Annotated in this window: 19 protein-coding genes and 2 tRNA genes; 14 read left to right on the top strand and 7 right to left on the bottom strand. The window is 30.4% G+C overall.

All coding sequences use genetic code 11. From position 1 onward, the window contains the following. Window positions 1-5: 5 nt before the first annotated feature. The 4 genes from gatB (at window position 6) to I6U51_RS07790 (ending at window position 6,972) form a co-directional block, all read left to right on the top strand. Entirely contained in the window at window positions 6-1,445 is a 1,440-nt protein-coding gene (gene gatB / locus I6U51_RS07805) for an Asp-tRNA(Asn)/Glu-tRNA(Gln) amidotransferase subunit GatB (protein WP_211142116.1), read from the top strand. Window positions 1,446-1,652: 207 nt separating this feature from the next. Then, window positions 1,653-3,773: a sensor histidine kinase gene (locus tag I6U51_RS07800; RefSeq protein WP_211142115.1), complete on the top strand. Its 2,121-nt coding sequence runs from the start codon at window positions 1,653-1,655 to the stop codon at window positions 3,771-3,773. Continuing rightward, window positions 3,770-5,326 (top strand): HD domain-containing phosphohydrolase, encoded by a 1,557-nt coding sequence (locus tag I6U51_RS07795; protein WP_211142114.1) that lies wholly within the window; start codon window positions 3,770-3,772, stop codon window positions 5,324-5,326. The genes I6U51_RS07800 and I6U51_RS07795 overlap by 4 nt, the downstream gene beginning before the upstream one ends. A 191-nt stretch (window positions 5,327-5,517) precedes the next feature. Further along, window positions 5,518-6,972: an MFS transporter gene (locus I6U51_RS07790; RefSeq protein WP_211142113.1), complete on the top strand. Its 1,455-nt coding sequence runs from the start codon at window positions 5,518-5,520 to the stop codon at window positions 6,970-6,972. Window positions 6,973-7,038: 66 nt separating this feature from the next. On the opposite strand, the gene modA is transcribed toward I6U51_RS07790, so the two are convergent. The 3 genes from modA to modB form a co-directional block, all read right to left on the bottom strand. Then, the gene (gene modA, locus I6U51_RS07785; RefSeq protein ID WP_211142112.1) at window positions 7,039-7,821 is read right to left on the bottom strand and encodes a molybdate ABC transporter substrate-binding protein; all 783 of its coding nucleotides are present in this window, start codon (window positions 7,819-7,821) and stop codon (window positions 7,039-7,041) included. Window positions 7,822-7,924: 103 nt separating this feature from the next. Further along, a complete protein-coding gene (locus I6U51_RS07780) occupies window positions 7,925-8,590 on the bottom strand; it encodes an ATP-binding cassette domain-containing protein (protein ID WP_211142111.1) in 666 nt (221 codons plus the stop codon). A gap of 19 nt (window positions 8,591-8,609) precedes the next feature. After that, the gene (modB, locus tag I6U51_RS07775) at window positions 8,610-9,272 is read right to left on the bottom strand and encodes a molybdate ABC transporter permease subunit (RefSeq protein WP_211142110.1); all 663 of its coding nucleotides are present in this window, start codon (window positions 9,270-9,272) and stop codon (window positions 8,610-8,612) included. Window positions 9,273-9,502: 230 nt separating this feature from the next. Between modB and I6U51_RS07770 the strand changes: the two genes are divergently transcribed. Together I6U51_RS07770 and I6U51_RS07765 are read left to right on the top strand one after the other, a co-directional pair. Next, on the top strand, window positions 9,503-10,549 hold the full coding sequence (locus I6U51_RS07770) for an XdhC family aldehyde oxidoreductase maturation factor (RefSeq protein WP_211142109.1): 1,047 nt from the start codon (window positions 9,503-9,505) through the stop codon (window positions 10,547-10,549). Window positions 10,550-10,579: 30 nt separating this feature from the next. Next, complete coding sequence (locus tag I6U51_RS07765) at window positions 10,580-12,457, top strand: sigma-54 interaction domain-containing protein (RefSeq protein WP_343069576.1); 1,878 nt, start codon at window positions 10,580-10,582, stop codon at window positions 12,455-12,457. Window positions 12,458-12,547: 90 nt separating this feature from the next. Here the strand turns inward: I6U51_RS07765 and I6U51_RS25060 are convergent, their stop codons facing one another. After that, entirely contained in the window at window positions 12,548-13,378 is an 831-nt protein-coding gene (locus I6U51_RS25060) for a methyl-accepting chemotaxis protein (protein WP_211142108.1), read from the bottom strand. A gap of 344 nt (window positions 13,379-13,722) precedes the next feature. On the opposite strand from I6U51_RS25060, the gene I6U51_RS07755 reads away from it, so the two are divergent. Together I6U51_RS07755 and I6U51_RS07750 are read left to right on the top strand one after the other, a co-directional pair. After that, the gene (locus tag I6U51_RS07755) at window positions 13,723-13,863 is read left to right on the top strand and encodes a hypothetical protein (RefSeq protein WP_211142107.1); all 141 of its coding nucleotides are present in this window, start codon (window positions 13,723-13,725) and stop codon (window positions 13,861-13,863) included. Between the two features lie 144 nt (window positions 13,864-14,007). Further along, entirely contained in the window at window positions 14,008-14,184 is a 177-nt protein-coding gene (locus I6U51_RS07750; protein ID WP_211142199.1) for a hypothetical protein, read from the top strand. Between the two features lie 46 nt (window positions 14,185-14,230). Here the strand turns inward: I6U51_RS07750 and I6U51_RS07745 are convergent, their stop codons facing one another. Next, window positions 14,231-14,911: a Crp/Fnr family transcriptional regulator gene (locus I6U51_RS07745; RefSeq protein WP_211142106.1), complete on the bottom strand. Its 681-nt coding sequence runs from the start codon at window positions 14,909-14,911 to the stop codon at window positions 14,231-14,233. A gap of 140 nt (window positions 14,912-15,051) precedes the next feature. Between I6U51_RS07745 and I6U51_RS07740 the strand changes: the two genes are divergently transcribed. Next, window positions 15,052-15,789 (top strand): ATP-binding protein, encoded by a 738-nt coding sequence (locus I6U51_RS07740; protein ID WP_211142105.1) that lies wholly within the window; start codon window positions 15,052-15,054, stop codon window positions 15,787-15,789. Between the two features lie 238 nt (window positions 15,790-16,027). Here the strand turns inward: I6U51_RS07740 and iadA are convergent, their stop codons facing one another. Next, window positions 16,028-17,197 (bottom strand): beta-aspartyl-peptidase, encoded by a 1,170-nt coding sequence (iadA, locus tag I6U51_RS07735; protein WP_211142104.1) that lies wholly within the window; start codon window positions 17,195-17,197, stop codon window positions 16,028-16,030. A 638-nt stretch (window positions 17,198-17,835) separates the two neighbouring features. On the opposite strand from iadA, the gene I6U51_RS07730 reads away from it, so the two are divergent. The 4 genes from I6U51_RS07730 (at window position 17,836) to I6U51_RS07715 (ending at window position 20,012) form a co-directional block, all read left to right on the top strand. After that, window positions 17,836-18,222 (top strand): zinc-ribbon domain-containing protein, encoded by a 387-nt coding sequence (locus I6U51_RS07730; protein WP_211142103.1) that lies wholly within the window; start codon window positions 17,836-17,838, stop codon window positions 18,220-18,222. 133 nt (window positions 18,223-18,355) lie between these two features. Beyond that, window positions 18,356-18,430, top strand: a tRNA-Glu gene (locus tag I6U51_RS07725). 35 nt (window positions 18,431-18,465) lie between these two features. Continuing rightward, window positions 18,466-18,540: transfer RNA gene (locus tag I6U51_RS07720), tRNA-Glu, on the top strand. A gap of 575 nt (window positions 18,541-19,115) precedes the next feature. Beyond that, window positions 19,116-20,012, top strand: coding sequence for an HD domain-containing protein (locus I6U51_RS07715; RefSeq protein WP_211142102.1), 897 nt, complete (start codon window positions 19,116-19,118; stop codon window positions 20,010-20,012). Between the two features lie 27 nt (window positions 20,013-20,039). Here the strand turns inward: I6U51_RS07715 and I6U51_RS07710 are convergent, their stop codons facing one another. Further along, the gene (locus tag I6U51_RS07710; protein ID WP_211142101.1) at window positions 20,040-20,978 is read right to left on the bottom strand and encodes a dipeptidase; all 939 of its coding nucleotides are present in this window, start codon (window positions 20,976-20,978) and stop codon (window positions 20,040-20,042) included. A 255-nt stretch (window positions 20,979-21,233) separates the two neighbouring features. On the opposite strand from I6U51_RS07710, the gene I6U51_RS07705 reads away from it, so the two are divergent. Beyond that, entirely contained in the window at window positions 21,234-21,788 is a 555-nt protein-coding gene (locus I6U51_RS07705) for a biotin transporter BioY (protein ID WP_211142100.1), read from the top strand. The last annotated feature ends 237 nt before the right edge of the window (window positions 21,789-22,025 follow it).

The raw sequence follows: 22,025 nt of genomic DNA, 5'->3' as shown, positions 1-22,025 counted from the left end.
TAATTATGAGTTATGAAACAATAATTGGTTTGGAGATACACGTTGAATTAAATACAAAGACAAAAATATTTTGTAACTGTTCTACTAAGTTTGGTTCTAAACCAAACAGCAACACATGTCCAGTATGTTTAGGCTTACCAGGAACTCTACCTGTATTAAATGAGGAAGTTGTTAATCTAGCTATAAAAGCAGGGAAGGTTTTAGGTTGTAAAATAAATAAATTAAATAAGATGGATAGAAAAAACTATTTTTATCCAGACCTTCCAAAGGCTTATCAAATTTCACAATTTGATTTACCAATTTGCAGCGGAGGATATGTAGAATTTGAAGTAGATGGAGTTAAAAAGAAAGTAAGATTAAATAGAATACACATAGAAGAAGATCCAGCAAAACTTGTTCACTTGGAAGATGAACCCTTTTCTTTAATAGACTATAACCGTGCAGGAGTACCACTAGCAGAAATAGTTACAGAGCCAGATATTCACTCTCCAGAGGAAGCAGTAGCTTTTCTTAAAACTTTAAAGTCTTTATTAGAATATGCAGAAGTGTCAGACTGTAGAATGGAACAAGGATCTTTAAGATGTGATGCTAATATTTCTATGAGACCAGTAGGACAGGAATCATTAAATACCAAGGTAGAAATTAAGAATATAAACTCCTTTAAAGAAATTCAAAAAGCTCTAGAAAAAGAAGAAAAGAGACAGAGAGAGCTTTACACCTATGGAGAACAGCATAAAATAAAGCAAGAAACTAGAAGATGGGATAGTGGAAAGGGAAGAACTATTTCTATGAGATCAAAGGAAGATGCTCACGATTATAGATATTTTCCAGATCCAGACTTGGTTCCAATTATAATAAAAGAGGAACAGATAGAAGCTATAAAAAATACTATTCCAGAGCTTCCACATGCGAAAAAACAAAGATTTATAGAAGAATACAAATTAGGAGAAAAAGAAGTAGAAATTCTCGTAGGAGATAAATCTCTTGGAGCGTTCTATGAAGAGGTAGTAAAAGAAGGAGCTGATCCTAAGATTGCCTCTAACTGGATTTTAGGAGATTTACTTAGAATATTAAAAGAAAAAGAAATAGAATGCAGTGATATGACTTTAAAACCACAGTTGCTATATAGCCTTATAAAGCTTATTGACGAAGGGAAAATAAGTGGTACTACTGCTAAAGAAGTATTTGACGAAATGTTTGTAAGTGGAAAAAATCCAGAAGATATAGTAAAGGAAAAGGGATTAAGCCAGATAAGCTCATCAGAGGTATTAGAAAAAGTTGTAGATGAGGTTCTAGTTGCAAACCCTAAGTCTGTAGAAGACTATAAAAATGGAAAGCTTCAAGCTGCTGGATTCTTGATGGGGAAGGTAATGAAAGTTACTAAAGGTCAGGCTAATCCGGCAGTAGCTAGGGAACTTATAGAGACAAAACTTATAGAATATTAATTTTAAAAAAACTACCTATGAATAATGGGTAGTTTTATTTTAGGCAAAAGGCCATGCAATTATTAAAACTCGGATATAAAGGAAAATATAAGAGAGGATTTTGCTAAATAATGTAGAATAATTTATTTAATAGAAATAATTTTAATCTTCATGATACTCATAAAATATTATAATCAATATTTCAAAAGATTGGTAGAGGGGATAATTATGAGAAAAAAAATGGTTTCATTAAAAACAGTTGTGGCTATGTATTTTATATCTTTTATAATTATTATTCTATCTATTTTGGCTATTCTGTGGAAAGCTGATTATAATTGGCTAGCTAAAGAGCAAGGAGATAAAATTTTAAAAGCATTAAATGAAAACACTCAACAAAGCCTTAGGGATATGCTCAGCAAACCACTTGAAATTAATCAATTGTTTGCAGGGGATATCTCTAGAGAAAAATACTTTAATGATAAAGACTTAAATAATATTGAGGATTACACAAAATATTTTTTAGAGAAAATAAAAAATCAAATGCCTCAAGTAACTGCTATAGGTTATGGTGATGAAAGGGGAAATTATGTCGGAATTAGAGTTAATGATAATAATGCATTAAATTTGATGCTTAAAGATAAAAGAACAGAAAATAAACTAAATATTTATAACAAAGAGATTTTGGAAAGTAGAATATCTACATCTTATGAGGGATATGACCCAAGGACTAGGCCTTGGTATATTCCAGTTAAGAAAACCCTTAGGGAGCAATGGTCAGATATTTATATTAATAATGATGAAAAAATGGAAGCAACTATCTCTACTTTAGTACCTGTTTTTGATAATTCTAAAAATTTTAAGGGAGTTACCTGTATAGATATAAATCTTAGTAGAATAAATAAATTTTTAAAAGCCAATGAAACTAAAGGAACAGGAGTAATATATATTGTTGATAAAAATTGGAATCTAATTGCTCATTCTGGAGATGAAGCAGTTATGAAGATTACTCAAGAAAATCCAAACGCGAACAAAATGGTTAATGCCGCTGAAAATAAGAATATCTTAATAAGCAAAACAGCAAAATACTTACAAGAAAACAGAATAGCTCAATATAAGACTATTCAAATAAACATAGAAAATGAACAGAATTTTGCATTAATTTCTCCGATGGAAGAGCCTCAGGGACTTGAGTGGAGGGTAGTTGTTGTTATACCAGAAAAAGATTTAATGGGTACAATAAAAGCTAGACAAAATATCACTATAGCTATTATTTTAATAATTACCATAATTGGAGCTTTAGCTGGTCTAGTTATATTAAAAAGAATTATTAATCCAATATTGGAAAGTTCTAAAGCGGCATTTCAACTATCATCAGGAAACTGGGATGTAAAATTAGATACAGAAAAGATTCAATTTAATGAGATTTATGAATTATCAATAGCATTCAATTATATGTCAGCGAATCTAAAAAAATCCTTTAATGAACTTGTTGAAGCTCAAGATGAAATCAAAAGGCTAAATGAAGCTGAAAAGCAATCATTAGAAAATTTAGTCTTAGAGAGAACCCAGGAATTGAGAATTGCTATGAAAGAATTGATTGATAAGGAAAAGTTAGCCTCATTAGGTAGTTTAGTATCTGGTGTTGCTCATGAAATTAATACGCCTTTGGGTGTATCAGTATCTGCGGCATCATATTTGGAATCTATTAATAAGAAAAACTTAGCACTATTGTCTGAAGGCAAGATGACTAAGAAAAACTTTGTCGAATATATAAACTCTATAGATGAAAGTTCAAAAATACTAAATGTAAACTTAAATAGGGCATCAGAATTAATCAAGAGCTTTAAAGCTATTGCTGTAAATCAAATTATAGAAGAAAAAACAAATTTTAATTTATATGAATATATTCAAACTGTTTTGTTAAGTTTGAAACATGAATATAAAAACACTAATCATCAATTTATTATAAACTGTGATAAGGACTTGGTGATTAACAGTTATTCAGGAGCTTTTTCACAGGTAATTGTAAACCTAATTATGAATTCTCTTATTCATGGATTTAAAGATAAAAAAGATGGTACCATTAAAATAGATATAAATAAAAATGATGATAAACTTTCAATATTATATTCTGATAATGGATGTGGTATTTCAGGAGAAAATATTCAAAAAATATTTGATCCTTTTTTTACAACTAATAGAAATAAAGGTGGAAGTGGATTAGGTTTAAATGTGGTATATAATCTAATTACTGGACCATTAAATGGGAAAATAGTTTGCGAAAGTGTTGTTGGACAAGGTACTACTTTTAAAATTAACATTAGTCTAAGTCAAGGAGTGGAAAGATGAGTAAAATGTTAGAATCTAAAGATATTGAACTAGATTTTTTAAGTGATGAAGAGGAAATAAAGCCTCGATTATATGGTAAGTATAAGATTGTTATTGCAGATGATGATGAGGAAGTTCACACTGTAACAAAAATGATTCTTAAGGATTTTGAGTTTGAAGGTAAAACCTTAGAATTTATTGATGCATATAACGGAAAGGAAACAAAGGAAGTTTTATTAAACAATCCTAATACTGCGATTTTATTTTTAGACGTAGTAATGGAAGAACAAAATTCCGGGCTTGAGGTTGTAGAATATTTGCGTAAAACGTTAAAAAATAAAATGACTAGAATTATTTTACGTACTGGACAACCAGGAGAGGCTCCAGAAGAGAAGGTAATCAAAGAATATGATATAAATGACTATCGTTTAAAGACAGAAATGACTGTTACAAGATTACACACAACTATGTATTCTGCATTAAGAAATTATAGAGATATGCTTCAAATCGATAAAAATCGCAGAGGCTTAGAAAAAATTATTGAAACTAGTGCAAATCTATTTAAGCACAATACTCTAGATCAATTTTTAAGTAACATTTTAAGTCAATTGTCTTGCTTTTATCAAGAAGATGCTGAAATATTATATATCCGCGAAGCATCAACTAAATTATCTAACGGTTTTGTAACTCTTGATAAAAGCAATATAACTACAATCGCATCCGCTACTGGAAAATATACTGAATACATTGGTGAAAATATAGAAGATATTTCTGAATTGGAGTATATTTCAAGATGGATAAAAGAGGACTTACATGAAAGTGGAAAGGTTCATTTTATTGGTAAAGGCTTCATTATTAAAAATAGTGGTGAAAATAATTTAAATAACTATATATTCATTGAAGGTGACTCGGAATTATATGATTTTAATTTGATCAATTTATTTTTAACAAATTATTCTGTAGCTTTAAATAACTATATACTAAACAATATGATTTTAAATACACAGAAGGAAATTATTACAACTTTAGGAGAAGTTGTTGAAAATCATTTTGAGGATACCGCTGGACATGTTCAAAGAATTTCTGAGATGATGTATAAATTTGCATTGCATAACAGTTTTTCTTCTTCTGAAGCAGAAGTACTAAAAATTGCTAGTACCATGCATGATATTGGGAAAATAGCTATACCTGATGCTATTTTGAAAAAAAGAGGAAAATTAACAGAAGATGAGTTTGCAACAATCAAAGAACATACTATTTTCGGGAATAAAATTCTCAATAAATCAGAGTTAGATATTTTGAGAATAGCTGCAGAAATTGCATTAAATCATCATGAAAAATATAATGGAACAGGATATCCTAATGGTTTATCTAGAGAAGATATTCCACTTAGTTCTAGAATGATGGCAATAATAGATGTTTTTGATGCAATGACACACAAAAGAGTTTATAAAGAGGCTATAAGTATTGAGGAAACTTTGGAATATCTTAAAAATCAAAAGGGATTGCATTTTGATCCAAAACTTGTGGATATATTTATAGAAAATTTAAATGATATATTGATAGATGTCTAAAAAATTGAGAATATTTTTCATGTAAAAAAGAAAAAATTCCAAGCATTTAAATATATAACACAATAAAAATAATTAAGCTATAAATAGGGTAAAATATCAATAGAAAAGCCTATATATAATGCAAGTAAATAAAGTATTATATAAAGTTAACTTGGAAACTTTTTACTAGTGAGGGGAGCATATAGCTTAATATGATTAAAGAAAAAATTAGCATTGAAGATGAAAAAGAAAAAATATATAAAAGAAGATGGATTATTTTAGCGGTAGTTTTAATGGGTACCCTTATGGCTACATTAGATAGCAGCATTGTAAATGTAGCGCTCCCGGATATGTCTTCTAAGCTTTCCGTTGGATTAGGTGAAATACAGTGGGTTGTTACTAGCTATCTAATTGTTGTTTCAGCTTTCGTATTGATTTTCGGAAGAGTAGCAGACATCATAGGGAAAAGCAAAGTTTATCAATATGGCTTTTTAATATTTACAATTGGATCACTATTGTGTGGACTATCAGGGACTGTAAGGTTTTTGATTTTTTCTAGAATTATCCAAGCTATTGGTGCTGCTATGACTATGTCATCGAACCAAGGTATAATTGCAGCAACATTTCCTCCGAATGAAAGAGGAAGGGCATTAGGACTTTCCGCTACTACAGTTGCCGTAGGTACAATGCTTGGTCCTCCTGTAGGAGGAATTATGGTAGAACTTTTTAATTGGCAGTCTATATTTTTGATAAACATTCCAATAGGGATAATTGGATATTTAGCAGGAAGAAAAATATTGCCTATAGAGAAAAAAACTCAAGGACCTATATACTTTGATTTAAAAGGTTCAATTATATTTATAATTTTTGTTGTATCATTATTTTGGGCTATGCTAAGCGGAGAAAGCTTAGGGTGGAAAAATTACAAAATTATAATAAGCTTTATAATAAGTGCTATTGCTTTAGTTTCCTTCTATTTTGTAGAAAAGAAGCTGGAGCAGCCGATGCTTGATTTCAAAATGTTTCATAATAAGCTATTTAATTTAAGCATATTTTGTGCCTTTGTTTCTTTTGTGGCAATATTTTGTAATAATATAATTCATCCATTTTACCTTGAATATATAATGAATATTAGCCCGGGAAAAGCAGGTATACTAATGATGATCTTTCCAATAAGTGCAGGTACCATTGCACCTATAAGTGGTTATCTCTCAGATAAAATAGGCAGTGAGCTTCTTACTGTTTTTGGCTTATTTGCAACAACAGTTGGTCTTCTTTTAGTAGGATTTCTAAATACAACTTCAACATACTTTGACATAGTGATTAGGGTTGCTGTATTAGGCTTAGGAAATGGGCTATTTCAATCACCTAATAATTCTATTGTTATGTCTCTTGTGCCTCGCGATAAGTTGGGAATAGCAGGAAGCGTTAATGCTCTAGTGAGAAATATGGGGATGGTTTTTGGAATAGCTTTTTCAGTAGCATTGCTTTATAACAGGATGAGTGCAAAGATAGGATATAATGTGACTAGTTTTGTACCAGGAAGACACGATGTATTTATATATGCTATGAATATTGTATACATAGCTGCGGCTTCAATTTGTGCCATTGGGATGATACTAACAATTATAAGAATGATTAAAAGAAGAAGAATCAATAATAAGTAAAATTATAAAGAAAAGAGCTTTAAATAGAGCTCTTTTCTTTATAATAATAACATTAATAATAAAATTTTAACTTACTGTTTCAAAACCATATTTTTTAAATGTAGCTTTGGCATCCTCTGAGTTTAAGTATTCTAGAAATTTTTTAGCTTCATCTTTATTTTTGCTAGAGGATATAACAGCTTCAGGATATAATATTGGCTTATGTAGTTTTTCATCAAAAATTTGAACTATTGAGCAATTTTTTAGACTTATAGTATCAGAATTATAAACTATGCCAGCAGCAGCTTCACCTTTTTCAACATAAGTTGCTACTTGAGTTACATCCTTACCATAAACTATTTTTGAGCTGATTTTATCCCACTGATTTAAGTTTGTAAGTGTCTCTTTAGCATATTGACCTGCAGGAACAGAAGCAGGTTCTCCTACGGATATTTTAACGTCATTATTTATTACGTCATTAATGCTCTTAATTTTATCTTTATAATCATTGGAAACTATTAGAACTAGCTTATTTTTCAATAGATTTTTCTTAGTGTCCTTATCTATTAAGTTTTTAGTATTTAAATCATCCATTTGTTTCATTCCAGCGGAAATGAAAATATCTACAGAAGCTCCTTGCTCTATTTGTTTTTGCAAGGTTCCAGAAGAACCAAAATTTAATGTAAGTTTCACATTATTCTTTTGCTCATATTTTGGTTTGAGTTCATTTAGAGCATCTTTTAAGCTAGCGGCTGCAGAAATAGTAATATTTTTTTCAGGACTTTTATTGGCTTCATTTGCTGTTTTGCCGCAGGCGGTAAAGGAAATTAGTGATAAAACTGCCATTGCAGAAATTAATATTTTTCTCAAAATAAGTTCCCCCTTAAAGTTATCAATTTACTAAAATAATGCATTTTAGTAGAAATAAAATTTTAGTTGATTAAAAGCATCGATGCGTAAAATGTATATTTAATTACATAATTATGTTACGTTTTGAAGTTTCGACATCGCAAATGTTACCGGATTCAATACTTATTATCCTATCTCCTAATAAACGAGCTTCTTCTGGATTATGGGTAACTAATATAATATCAATTCTCCATAACTTCTTTAATTGAAGAAATTCTTTATACACAGAATTTTTAGTGTTCACATCTAAGGCAGAAAAAGGTTCATCTAAAAGTAGCATTTCAGGTTTTACTGCCAGTGCTCTTGCTAAAGCAGCTCTCTGCTTTTCACCACCGGATATTTGATTTGGATATCTATCTTCAAGATGATAAATATTAAATACATTCATCAAATAATCTATGTAATCAGAATCCTTTAGTTTTTTGCATTTAGTTCCAAAGGATATATTTTGTTTTATAGTCATGTGAGGAAATAAAGCATAATTCTGAAAAACATATCCAATATTTCTATCCTTAATTTTTATATTTATTTTTTTATTAGAGGAGAAAATTGTCTTGCCATTCATTGTTATAGATCCTTCGTCAGGAGTTTTAGTTCCACATATACAATCTAATATTGTTGTTTTTCCTGAGCCTGAAGGACCTTGAATAACAAGAACTTCTTTATCAATAGAAAAGTTAACATCTAAATTAAAATAATTCATTTTTTTAAATAATTTAATATCAATCATTTATTATTTCCACCTTAAACTAATTAGTATTCTTTTTCTTTGTCCACATGTTTAGTCCATAAATTAAAGTAAAACTAAATATCAAGACAATAGTGAAAAGTATATTTGCAGTTTTAGTATCTCCACCTTCAACTGCAAAATATATAGCTAGTGGAATTGTCTGTGTTTTGCCAGGAATGTTTCCAGCTACCATAAGTGTAGCTCCAAATTCTCCTAAAGCTCTGGCAAAAGAAAGAATTGTACCACTAAGTATTCCAGTATAAGCCAAAGGTAAAGTAACTTTAAAGAATACTCTAGCTTCACTGGCACCAAGAGTTCTAGCAGTATTTTCATATATCTTATCAACGCTCATGAAAGCTGCCTTACAACTTTGATACATTAATGGTAAAGAAACTATATAAGAAGCAATACAAGCAGCTGCGGTAGTAAATATTAAATGCACTCCAAAGAGATTATAAAGAACTTCCCCAATAAAACCTTTTTTTCCTAATAAAATCAGCAAACCATATCCTGTTACAGAGGGAGGAAGTACCATTGGTAAAATTATTATAGCTTCTAATATATCCTTGCCTTTAAAATTGTACTTTGTAAGCACTCTTGCTAAGAAGACACCAGTAATTAATGTAAAAATTGTTGAAATTAAAGATACTTTTAAAGATATAATTAAAGGATTTAATATCATAAAAACGACCTACTTCTGTTTTAATTTAAATTAGTTGAGTTTTATAGACTTTATACATATTTAGTTTAACTTACTAAATATTATATGTAAACAAGTACAGTATTATAAAAAATGTTTAAATAATGCGCAATGTTCAAAAAATAATCATTAATTTAATTTTGCTCATTGGACAATGAGACATAAATATTTTATAGTATAAATATAAAATGTTGTTATCAGAGGTGATATACATGTTTCAGATATATGATATAGCAAGTGAGCTTATAGATAAAAGAGAAAGTTTTGTTTTAGCTACTATTTTACATAAAAATGGTTCAGCACCTCGTAGACGAGGATCTAAAATGATAATAAAAAATGACTTTTCAATTATAGGAACCATTGGTGGAGGACTATTTGAGGCTCTTACAGTTAAGTTGTCCAAAGAGGTGTTTGGTAACAAAAGAACTATAATTAAAAACCTTGATTTGTCAACTGAGGGTGGTGGTTCTCTAGAAATTGTATGCGGCGGAGAATTAAAAGTACTAATGGAATATGTTGATGCTGAGAACAATAATATTGCAGAAATATATAAGCAGTCATCTAACTTAAGGAAACAAGGAATAAATTATTCAATAGTAACAAAAATAGAAAGCAAAGATGAAATTCTTCATAATAACTGCAAGTGGATTTGCACTGAAACTGATTTTTATGGGGAAGAAAGTGATATAGTCCAACCAGTATTTCAAAAGATTAGAGAAAATTTTAAGGAAGTAACAATGCAAGTATTTATGGCAAATAACGAGAAATACCTGGTAGAACCTGTACTGAATTGTGAAACAATATACCTATTTGGTGCTGGACATGTATCTCAAAAATTAGCAGAGATTATGAAAATGTTAGATTTTAAAGTTGTAGTTTTGGATGACAGGAGAGAGTTCGCTAATAAAGAAAGATTTAAAACTGCAGATAAAATTATTATACTTTCTGCATTTGATGATATTTTAAAACATATAGAAATAAATGATCAAAGTTATGTAGTGATAATAACAAGAGGACATGCCTACGATAAAGATATTTTAGCACAAGCCTTAGAAACAGATGCTAAATACATAGGGATGATAGGAAGCAAGACAAAAAGAAGCTTTATATACAGCCAGTTAAAAGATGAGGGGTATACTCAGAAGGAATTAGATAGAGTATTTTGTCCTATAGGACTGGAAATTTCGGCACAAACTCCAGAAGAGATAGCCATTAGTATAGCTGCGGAGTTGATAAAAATAAGAAGATGCAGCAAGTAAAGTTAATACTTTGTAAAAGGAGTAATAAAAGTGATTAAAGAATCAGATATTAAAAATTCTCATGAAAGATGCAGGAATATTGGCATTGATGCTGAACAAGTTTTTAGTAAAAAGATATTGGATGAAATAGAACTTAATATTAAGTATGTAATTAATAGAGAATTAATTATAAATGCTTTGCCTCATATAGAGAATTTGGTTAAATATCCAGAGTATGATGAGTTTTTTTATATACTTACAGACTGTGATGGCTGCATATTAAGTGTTATTGGTAATGAGAAGACAGTTGCTGAGATTTTTGATATGAAAATAATACCTGGTGCATACATGGATGAAGAAAACATTGGAACAAACTCTATAGGCATGGCAATAAAAAACAAATGTCCTGCAATGGTTTCATCCTCAGAACACTATATTAAGGCCTATAGTAAATGGACATCCTTTGCTGCTCCTATAAAAGATAACAATGGCTTAATAATAGGAATTCTAAGCATTGTAGGGACTTCAGTACAGTTCCATCCTCATACCATAGGTATGATTATTTCTTCCTGCAGTTCTATTGAGAAAATGATTGAGATTCAAAGATTAAACAAGATTCAATACGTAATAGATAAACACATAAAAACAGTTTTTGATGCAATTCCAAAAGCTTTAATTATATCTGACATAGAGGGAAAAATAAGAACCTATAATAAAAAAGCTTTAGAAATATTTAGAGCTACAGAGGAGCAATTAAAATCATCAAAGGTTAATGATGTTGTAAAGGACTGGGATAACATAATAAAAGAAATATATTTAAGTAAAAGTGTTTCAATGGAAGTAAGTATACTAAATAATTCTAAATATAGGTTAATGGCAAAACCAATATATAATACAGAAGACAATATAATTGAGATAGTATATATTTTTGAAGAACTGAGCAAAAGCAGAAATTTTAATAATAAATTCAAAAACTATCAAGCTTTTTATACCTTTGATAAAATAATTAGTGAAGAAGAGAGCATAACTAGTACAATTGAATATGCTAAAAAGATATCTAATAATAAAGGAACAGTGCTTATTACAGGAGAAAGTGGGACAGGTAAAAATTTATTTGCAGAGTGTATTCACAACTACAGCAGTAGAATGGATGGTCCTTTTGTAAAAGTAAATTGCAGCTCAATTCTCAAACCACTTATTGAATCAGAGCTCTTTGGATATGAATATGAAGATACAGTAAGTGGTAAAAAGGAAATTAATGTAGGGAAACTTGAACTAGCTGATGGTGGTACTATATTTATTGAGGAGGTAGGGGACTTATCAATAAATGCCCAAACAAAAATACTTAAAATGATTCAGGAAGGCGTTATAACCAGAGTTGGCAGCAATAGACCTATACCTGTAGACGTAAGAATTATAGCATCAAGCAGTAAAAATTTAAAGGAAGAAGTTGAAAAAGGAAATTTAAGAAAAGATCTATTTTATCGATTAAATGTACTGCCTATTTACCTTCCGCCACTTAAGGATAGAAAAAGTGATATATCCGTTCTTATTGAGCATTTTATGAAGATGGAAGTCCAAAAATGTAATAAAAATAATATTATTATACCTAAAGAGTACAGTTCGAAAATGCTTAGTTATAATTGGCCGGGAAATGTTGAAGAATTAAAAAATATAGTTAAGCTTATTGTAAATACAGAAATGATGCCTATAGGTTATTTTAATGAAAAAGATTGTGAAATAGTAAAACTATTAGACTTAAATAAAGAGCATTTAAAGTTTGACTATATAGAAAAACAGCATATTTTAAAGGTTTTAAAAATATTTAAAGGCAATATTACTCATGCCGCAGAAATACTTGGAATGCAGCGAAACACCCTATATAATAAAATAAAAAAGCATGAAATTAACATATCTAATTTAGGATAATAAATCTTTTGAGTGAATTTTAGAATTTAGAATATAAGATTACAAGGCGAAAATATAGGGTTATAAGTTTCGAGCTTATAACCCTATATTTTATTCCGCCATTTTCTTTAAAGTTGCTGCCAGAGAATTTAAATTCTGCAAAGCAGCATCCATTTGCTGAATTCTCGATAACTGTTCCTTAAAAGTGTCCGTAGTAGAGGTAATACTTTGGGCAATGCTGTTTACCGAAGTTTCTATTTTTGTAAGAGTATTATTTATTTCATTTATAGATTGACTGCTGGAATTAGATAACTTTCTAATTTCATTGGCTACTACAGAGAAGCCTCGTCCATGCTCTCCTGCTCTGGAAGCTTCTATAGCAGCATTTAACCCTAAAAGGTTTGTTTGAGATGCTACATTTCTTACAAAACTTAATACTTCATCTGTATTCTTTGCATTACTTGCCGCTTCATGTACTTCAGATAAGACCAGATCGTTAGAATGTACAGCTTCTTCTATGCCACAAGAAATTAATCCAGAGGCTTGGGAGATCTCATCTAAAGATTCTGATAAAGTTTTAGATAAACTTAATATTTCATTATATCTTTTTAAACTTTTCACTAGAACAATACTTCCTACTATAGTGCCACGGTCATCTTTTACTGGAATACCTATGGCTTTAATGGCAACTCCAAATACTTCTTTTGGGACTATAAGTGTAAGTGGCTTTTTAGCTTTAATACATTCATAAGCAGCACCACCAGGTCTCAGTGGATCGCCAGGTTTAGCGTTCATATTTATATTTGTACTATTAACTACTTTTATAAAATGGTCTGTAGTTGACATAGTAAAGGCTATTTCATCCTCAAAAAAATACTGCATGTAAGGTATTAATTCATTGAAAGCTTCATGTAACTTGTTTTTGATAATAAGTTCATCCATAATTATCCCCCTTGATATTGAATTATGAAATTTATATAATTTTACAATGCTCATTAAAATGATTATGAAACATATACAATTATATAATATCACAATACTATAACAATTTTAAAATATAATTTAGAAAATGTAGTAACATCTACAGAGGTATACAAATATAATGTTATTATAGAAGCAGATGAAGAGATTTGTAAAAGATACTTAAGATTTAATACTAAATAAAAAAATACAATTTAAAAAATGTAGTAACAATTACAGATGCATATAAATATAATGTTATTATAGAAACAGATGAAGAAATTTATATTAGATTAATACTAAAAGATAATAAGGAGGGAGACTTTATGGGACACAGACATTGTTGTAGAAGGAGACGCAGACATTGTTGTTGTGAATTTGATGGCGGCTTCGGAGGTAGCAGCATAATTTGTCTAATAATTATATTGATCATATTCTGTGGATGTGGCGGAAGACGCTTCTGCTAAAATATATAAATATAATGTTATTATAGAAGCAGATGAAGAGATTTGTAAAAGATACTTAAGATTTAATACTGATAAAGAAATACAATTTAAAAAATGCAGTAACATTTACAGATGTATATAAATATTATGTTATTGTAGAAGCAGATGAAGAAATTTATATTAGATTTAATACTAAAAGATGATAAGGAGGGAGACTTTATGGGAGGCAGACGCAGAGGTTGCGGATTTGATGGATTTGGATGCGGTTTCGGAGGCAGTGGCATAATTTGGATAATAATTTTATTATGCTTCTGCGGATTTGGAGGAAGAGGACGCTGCTAATATTATAAATACGAATATTAGGGAAACGATAATTTCGTTTCCCATTTTAATTTGATAGAATCTCTTCTAATAATTCCAAATCTAAAATAGTAATAGTGTTTTTAACAAAATCTATTATACCTTCATCTTTCATATTGATTAGTTCTCTTGAGAGAGAAGGGCGTGGAATGCCAAGTTGCTCAGCCATCTCTTTTTTTGTGCAGCTTAATTTAATGGTTAATTTTTGCTGAGATTCATATTCTTCCAAAATATAAGATGCTATTTTCTGTCTTATTGTCTGATAAGATATATTTCTCAATTTATTATTCAGCATAAGTATTTTGTTAGATAGAAGGGTCATGAAGTTATTTAAAAATTTTGAGTTTATACTAGATAATTTTAGTATATTTTCTTTGGATATAAACATAACCTTTGAATTTTCAGGAGAGGCAATTGTTGCGGGGTAGGTGCTTCTGTTTGAGAATATTATTACTTCTCCAAAAATATGACCTTCATTAAGCTTGCTTATTGTTACTGTTTTTCCTGATGCATATATTTTTTGAACTTCTACACTTCCACTAAGTACAATTCCAATGCTTGAACAGTTAGAGCCCTCTAATGCTATAATTTCACCCTTAGAATAGGAATTGACTGAGTAATTTATGTTTTTTAATAGCTCTTCAATGTCATCTTCGCTAAAGCTCTTCATAAGAATACATTGTTTCAATATACTTATTAAGTCTTTCATGATATTACCTCCAAATAATATGTATAATGGAAAAGGCTTGAATAAATAATGTATTTATATATAAGGTAACATATGTTACTGACATATATAAGTGTATTTTATTATAATAAAGACAATAAGACAAGAGGAGGAAATTTATTATGATAAGAAAAATTGTAAATATAGATGAATCAAAATGTAACGGATGCGGACTATGTGTACATGCATGTCATGAAGGAGCCATCGAATTGATAGATGGGAAGGCAGTGCTTATAAGCGATGAATACTGTGATGGTCTTGGAGATTGTCTTCCAGAGTGTCCAACTAATGCTATAACAATTATTGAAAGAGAAAGCAAAGCTTATGATGAAGAGGCTGTAGCTCAAAAAATAGCAGAAAGAATGAAAAAAACTGAAGAGAAGCCTTTACCATGTGGATGTCCAGGTACTGCTGCTAAAATGATAGAAAGAAAGCCTTTAAAAGTAGCATCAACGGTAAAAGCAAGTAATAGAAAAGCAAGTTCAGAGGAGTCATTGTCAGAGTTAAGACAGTGGCCTGTACAACTTAGACTTATAAATACTGAGGCACCATATTTAAAGAATGCTGACCTATTAGTTGCAGCAGACTGTACAGCTTATGCCTATGCAAACTTCCATAGTGATTTTATTAAGGATCATATTACAGTTATAGGATGTCCTAAGCTAGATGATGTAAAGTACTATGAAGAAAAACTTGCTGAAATTCTAAGAAAGAATAATATTAAAAGTATCACAGTAGTTAGAATGGAAGTACCTTGCTGTGGAGGAATAGTAAGTGCAGTTAAAAATGCAATGCTTAACTCACAAACAATAGTGCCATATAAAGAAGTAACCATATCAACTGATGGAAATGTAATATAAGGGTGCAAGGCCGAAAATTGACTTACACCCCGGACTATGTTTCCAAGCTTCAGTCCGTTAAGCAGAGAGCCAAAATCGTAGATTTTGTGCGAATCGCTTACTCCTCTGACGTAAAGAAGAGGAGTTTCATATAAAAGTTTTTAAATCTACCTTCAGCTTTGGAAACATAGCCCTTTGTGTAAGCCAATTTTCTAGTTTGGAACCCTATAGAGGTAAACTAGTTTTTAGTTGTTTACCTCTATATTTTATTTTCAAAGGTTCCAAATACTACAGGTTTATAATTTTCAACCATAACTTTGCCTTTACATAATACTGTATGAGGTTTCAAGTCTTTATCTAAGATAAGCAGATCAGCGTCGTAACCCTCCTCAATTTTACCTTTGTTTTTTAATTTTAAGAATTTAGCAGGGGAAGCTGTCAATGGAATAAGGGTTTCTTCCATTGAAATACCTTTGCTTATGCACTCTCTTATTGTGTCCATGTTCGTTGAAGGGGAGCCTATTGACAGCTTTAATAGTTTACCAGTACTATCAAATATAGGCATGCTGCCGCCAGAGTCTGAACTCATAGTAATGCTATAAGGAGATATACCCTCATCAAGTAGGGTTTTATAAACATCAGAAGCATATACAGCATCGTCGCCTTCAGGTTTAATACCAGTAGTTATGTCTACAAATCCTCCATCTTTAGCATACTCAATTGATTGTTTATAAACTAATGGATTTCTGTTTATATGTGTAGGAAGTAAATTGTCATAAGGAATTTCTGAATCCTTAACCATATCCATTACAGGAATAAGCCCTTTTTTCCCATCACCAATATGCATATGTAAAACACCGCATTTGCCTGAGATCATTCCACCAACCCTAGCTTCACTAGCTAAATGAACTAAATCATTTTCTGATGGATGGCTGCCCCTGTGGTCAGATACTGCTATTTCCCCAACTCCTATAATTTTATCCACAAGAACAATGTCGCCTCTAGCACTATCTGTTATTGTTCTTGTAGGCATCTGATAGCATCCAGTCCAGCAAAAAGTACTTATTCCTTCTTCTTCAAGAGCCCTTGCCTTAGCAATTAGGTTGCCCATGCTTCTTGTGGTTCCATCAGTGCCAAGAAGGCCTATACAGGTAGTGATTCCATTCGTAGTAAGGTTTGTCAGTGTAAGCTCAGGAGCTCTTGTAGTAAAGCCACCTTCGCCACCACCACCAGTAATATGTACATGAAGATCTATTAATCCAGGTACTACAGTTAGACCTTCTCCGTCGATAACTTTAATCTCAGGAAAATTTTTATCCGGTAAATTTACTTCAGAAGAAATATAGGCAATTTTATTGTAAAAAATTAAAATGTTTTTTTTGCCTAGAGATTGAGGAGAAAAAACTTCTATGTTTTTTATCAAAATCATTTAGGTTCACCTTCTTATAATTAGATTTTCATTATCATTATATATTATGATAACCTTATATCAATTTTTATGCAAAACTGCATTAGTTTTTTATAATTATTGAGGTATAAGGCCAAAAATTAGCCTATAAACAATAGATAAAGTAGAACTCTTATGTTAAAATATATGTTGGAATTTTTATATATGAAGTTTGGCACTATATAAGTTATAGAAGTTTTTATCCGATCGCTACCATTGCTAACACCCCCATTTTTGTATGAAACTCCTTCTCCTATTCTCGAAGGAGTAAGCGATTCGCACTAAATCAGCACGCTGTGTAAGCGATCATCTCAAAATCAGCACGCTGTGTAAGCGATCATCTCAAAATCAGCACTCTGTGTAAGTGATCATCTCAAAATCATAGATTTTGGATGCCTACTTAAGATTTTGGATGCCTGCTTAAGATTTAGGCTCTCTGCTTAACTGAGGGATAAGCACTGCTACGCGCCTGGATAAGTTCTTCCCCTAAAGGATAACGTATTCTAAGTGCTAAAGACACTAAGAATACTGTTAATAAGGTTCAGATGGAGAAAATCATCCTTATAAGCAAACTCCATCTGAACCTAAGAATCACTTGATAGTACTAGGAGGTAACAGCAGTGTTTTTTGTAGGTATTTTTGGTATAGAAGATAAGAAAAAAGAGATTAAAACTATTAGAAATTTATCCTGTAAAAATTGTGATGGTGTATCTGGACTTACATTGTTTAAGGTATACTCATGTTTTCATATATTTTTTCTTCCCATATTTAGATGGAATGAAAGATACTACTTAGTTTGCAGTTGCTGCAATTCAATATATGAGATATCAAAGGAGAAGGGGATTAGGGCAGAAAGGGGAGAAGAAGAAGCGATTACCTATTGGGATCTAAAACCCATGGAGTATGGTTATTACAATAATAATATTCAGCATAAATGCAAAAATTGCGGCAGAGAGATAGATAGCAATTTTGAATATTGTCCTTACTGTGGAAAAAGGAGAGAGTAGCTAATATTGTTATGTCTACTGTAGTAATTTTAAATAAATTACTAAATAAATTAAAAAATATGTTGACATATGGGGGAAAATAAGATATTATACTTATTGTGCTCAGTAGGGTATATGTAATAAATATTAATAAGGCCCATTGGTCAAGCGGTCAAGACACCACCCTTTCACGGTGGTAACAGGGGTTCGATTCCCCTATGGGTCACCATAAATGTCAATAAAAATTTTGAAATAACTTGATAAGGCCCTTTGGTCAAGCGGTCAAGACACCACCCTTTCACGGTGGTAACAGGGGTTCGATTCCCCTAAGGGTCACCATAAAAAGCTGCAAACACAATGTGTTTGCAGCTTTTTTAAAATTTCAGCTAATAACAAAGATCTTGTTATTAGCTGTTTTTATAGATTTTTAGCAACCTTTATTGCCGCCAGCAGGAATAACATTAAAGCCTTTTCCAAAAATCCCCTTAGTATAAACTATTTTTGAATTATCGAATAGATAAGAAGAATCCGGTTCAATGGCAAATTTTACACCATTAACAGTTACTATTTCGTCTTCTGCACTTGGCTCATCCAGAGCAACTCCTAAGATAGGGCCACCTCATCCAAAACCTCTAACCATTAATCTAACAGCAGATTTATTTTTTTCTTCCAAGTTTTTTACTAAAGCTTCTTTTGTATTATCATCAAAAATTATATTCATAATACAACCTCCTTACATATACGGGGTATAGGTATATTTTTATTTTATTATATTATTTAATCTTCCACCTGTCAATAAAAATATTTAATGAAAATTATTAATATATTTCCTTTAATAACTTTCAATGAAACAATACATAATAATAGATAGCTATACTTATATATTATTATGAAAATTTATGAGAGGTGAAGAAATGAAGAACATATATGCAAAAGAAGTTAAATCAGGAGAAAATGTAAGTTCAACTTTTATGATAATGAAAAAACTCTTTAGAGACAAAGAGAAGACTATTGCTTATATTGGAGATAAATCGGGAGATGTCAAGGCATCAATAGCAGATTCGATGGATATTTTAAAAGTAGGAGATGTTATAAAGGTAAAAGGTGTATTAGAAAACATATTTGAAATAAAAGAATTTAAAAAAATTGAGGAATTTTTAATGGAAGATTATCTTCCTTATGTAAATAGACCAATAGAAGATATAATGAATGAACTGGAAGAAATGTCACAAGAGGAATTTAAAAGTAAAGAATGTATGGAGTTAAATAACTATTTTTTCAGTAATAAAGAGTTTGTAGAAAAATTTAAAAAAGGTATAGGAGGAGTAAGTCAACATCATAATTATATAGGCGGATTAGCAGAGCATACCTTAAATGTAATGTATCTTACTAAAATGCTTGCGTATAGGTATAATGCTAGAAATAAAGAGATTGCAATATTGGCGGCAAAGCTCCATGACATAGGAAAAACGGTAGAGTATTTTGTTGATGGACCTTTTTCTTTTACTTTAAGAGGAGAGATGGAAGGACATATCGTTATAGGTGTACAAATGTTAGAGGAAGCCTTTAGCAATAATCCAGATTTATATAGTGAAGATTTTAAAGAGAGAATTAAAGGATGCGTAGTTCAGCATCATGGAAAGCTAGAATATGGTTCTCCTAAAAAGCCTAATACAGAAGAAGCACATATTGTACACTTTGCAGATCAGGTAGATGCTTTCCTAAATAAAATAGGGCAAATAAGGGAAGGTGTTGAGCCAAATACTTGGTCTGATTACGATAGAAGAATAGAAGGAAAAATATATGTATAAAGACAAGCAAAGTAGCTTGTCTTTAGTTTACAATACATCTTTAATTATTCTTAATGCATTTTTATAGAATATTTTTTCTATGTCTTCCTCAGAAAAGCTATTTTTTTTCAACTCATCTATAAGTTTTCCCATTTGAGATATATTTTCTATTTCGCTTGGAATGTCTATGCCGTCAAAATCCGAACCTAGTGATATAACTTCAATTCCACCAATGTTTTTTATATGTTTTATGTGTTTTACCATATCAGAGATTCTAGCAGGAGAGTTTGTTCCTAAAAAGGATTCTTCAAAGTTTATACCTATTATACCACCTGCTTCGGATAAAACTTTAATCATATCATCTGTAAGATTTCTTGGATGATTTGTGATAGCACGGGAATTAGAGTGAGAGGCTACAAAAGGTTTTTTAGAAAATTTAGCTACATCATAAAAGCCTTTATCAGATAGATGAGATACGTCAATAAGCATACATAATCTATTCAATTCCTCAACTAATTCTATACCAAAAGTAGTCAACCCTTTATTCATATATTCTTCCTTACAATTAGGGAAACCTATTTCATTTGGAAAATTCCATGTTAAAGTAATCAAGCTAACTCCAAGTCTATGAAAATTTCTTAAGTTATATAAACTCCCATTTAAAGCTTCTCCACCTTCAATGGTAATAAAGGCAGATATTTTATTTTCTAAATTATTCTTAATAATATCATTATAATTAGTTGCTAAAGATAAATGTTTCTTGTTTTTATCCAGCTCTATATAAAATTTGTCCAACATTTTCAAACAAGTATCTAAGGGGTTATTAGTCTCTTCTAAATTAATATATAAAGCAAAAAACTGAGCCAGAGAGCCGCCTTTCTTCATTTTTTCTATGTCTACACTTAGATTATTTTTATATAGGTTTGAATCTTTTTCACTTTTTAGTAATTCATGAATAGTATCACAGTGAAAATCAATTACATGCATATTTTAATCCTCCTAAAAATTTTTAAAATCCTATCTAACCTATGATATTCGCTATAATTTATTATATTACTATATTTACATTATAGTAATAGTGATATAAATTTACCTATTTATATAGAGTAAAGATTAAAAAAGCATTGTTACCTATAAAAGGTATTGTTAGTTGACAATGACTTTAGATTTATAGTATTATTATTGTAAACTGATATATTATTAATGGTTTACAATAATAATTGCATTTATGGAGGAGTTATTATGAAAATTAAAACAAGAGATATTATTTTAGTATCAATGTTCGCAGCATTGTCAGCAATAGGAGCATTTATAAAAATACCTATCGGCTCAGCACCTATAACACTTCAGTTTCTATTTGTAGCTTTATCTGGTATTTTATTAGGCTCAAGGCTTGGAGCTCTTTCGCAGATTGTTTATGTTGTAATAGGACTCATAGGTATTCCGGTATTTACTGCTGGTGGGGGAATTTCATATATATTTAAGCCTACTTTTGGATACTTAATTGGATTTATTGTTGCCTCATATGTTGTAGGAAAAATATCAGAGACTACAGATAGACCAAGTTTAAAAAGATTATTTATTGCTACTTTAATTGGCTTAGTAATATCTTATGCAATAGGAGTTCCTTATCTTTATGTTGTGCTTAAATATGTAGTAGGCGCAAAGATAACAATTTATAGCGCTTTAAAGGCAGGGTGTTTAGTTTTCATTCCAGGAGACTTAGCAAAATGTTTAGTAACAACTGTACTTTCATATAGGATAATACCGACTTTAAAAAGAGCTGCGTTAGTATAGGATTTTAAAAGGCAAACATCTTTTGACAGATGTTTGCCTTTTAAAGTTATAGAGATTTAAGGCGTCTTCAAAAAATAACTAGTATATTTTGAATTGCTATTTTCTTTCAGATGCCTAAATATAAATTCTATATTTTATTAGTTAACAATTCAAATATTATGTAAAGTAATATTAAAAGTAAACTAACTTAACAACTTAAAACTATACATAAATTAAATATAAATAAGATAGAAAATA

The sequence above is a fragment of the Clostridium aciditolerans genome, assembly GCF_016316925.1.
GTDB lineage: Bacteria > Bacillota > Clostridia > Clostridiales > Clostridiaceae > Clostridium_AM > Clostridium_AM aciditolerans.
This window is presented reverse-complemented; position numbering and strand designations above follow the sequence as displayed.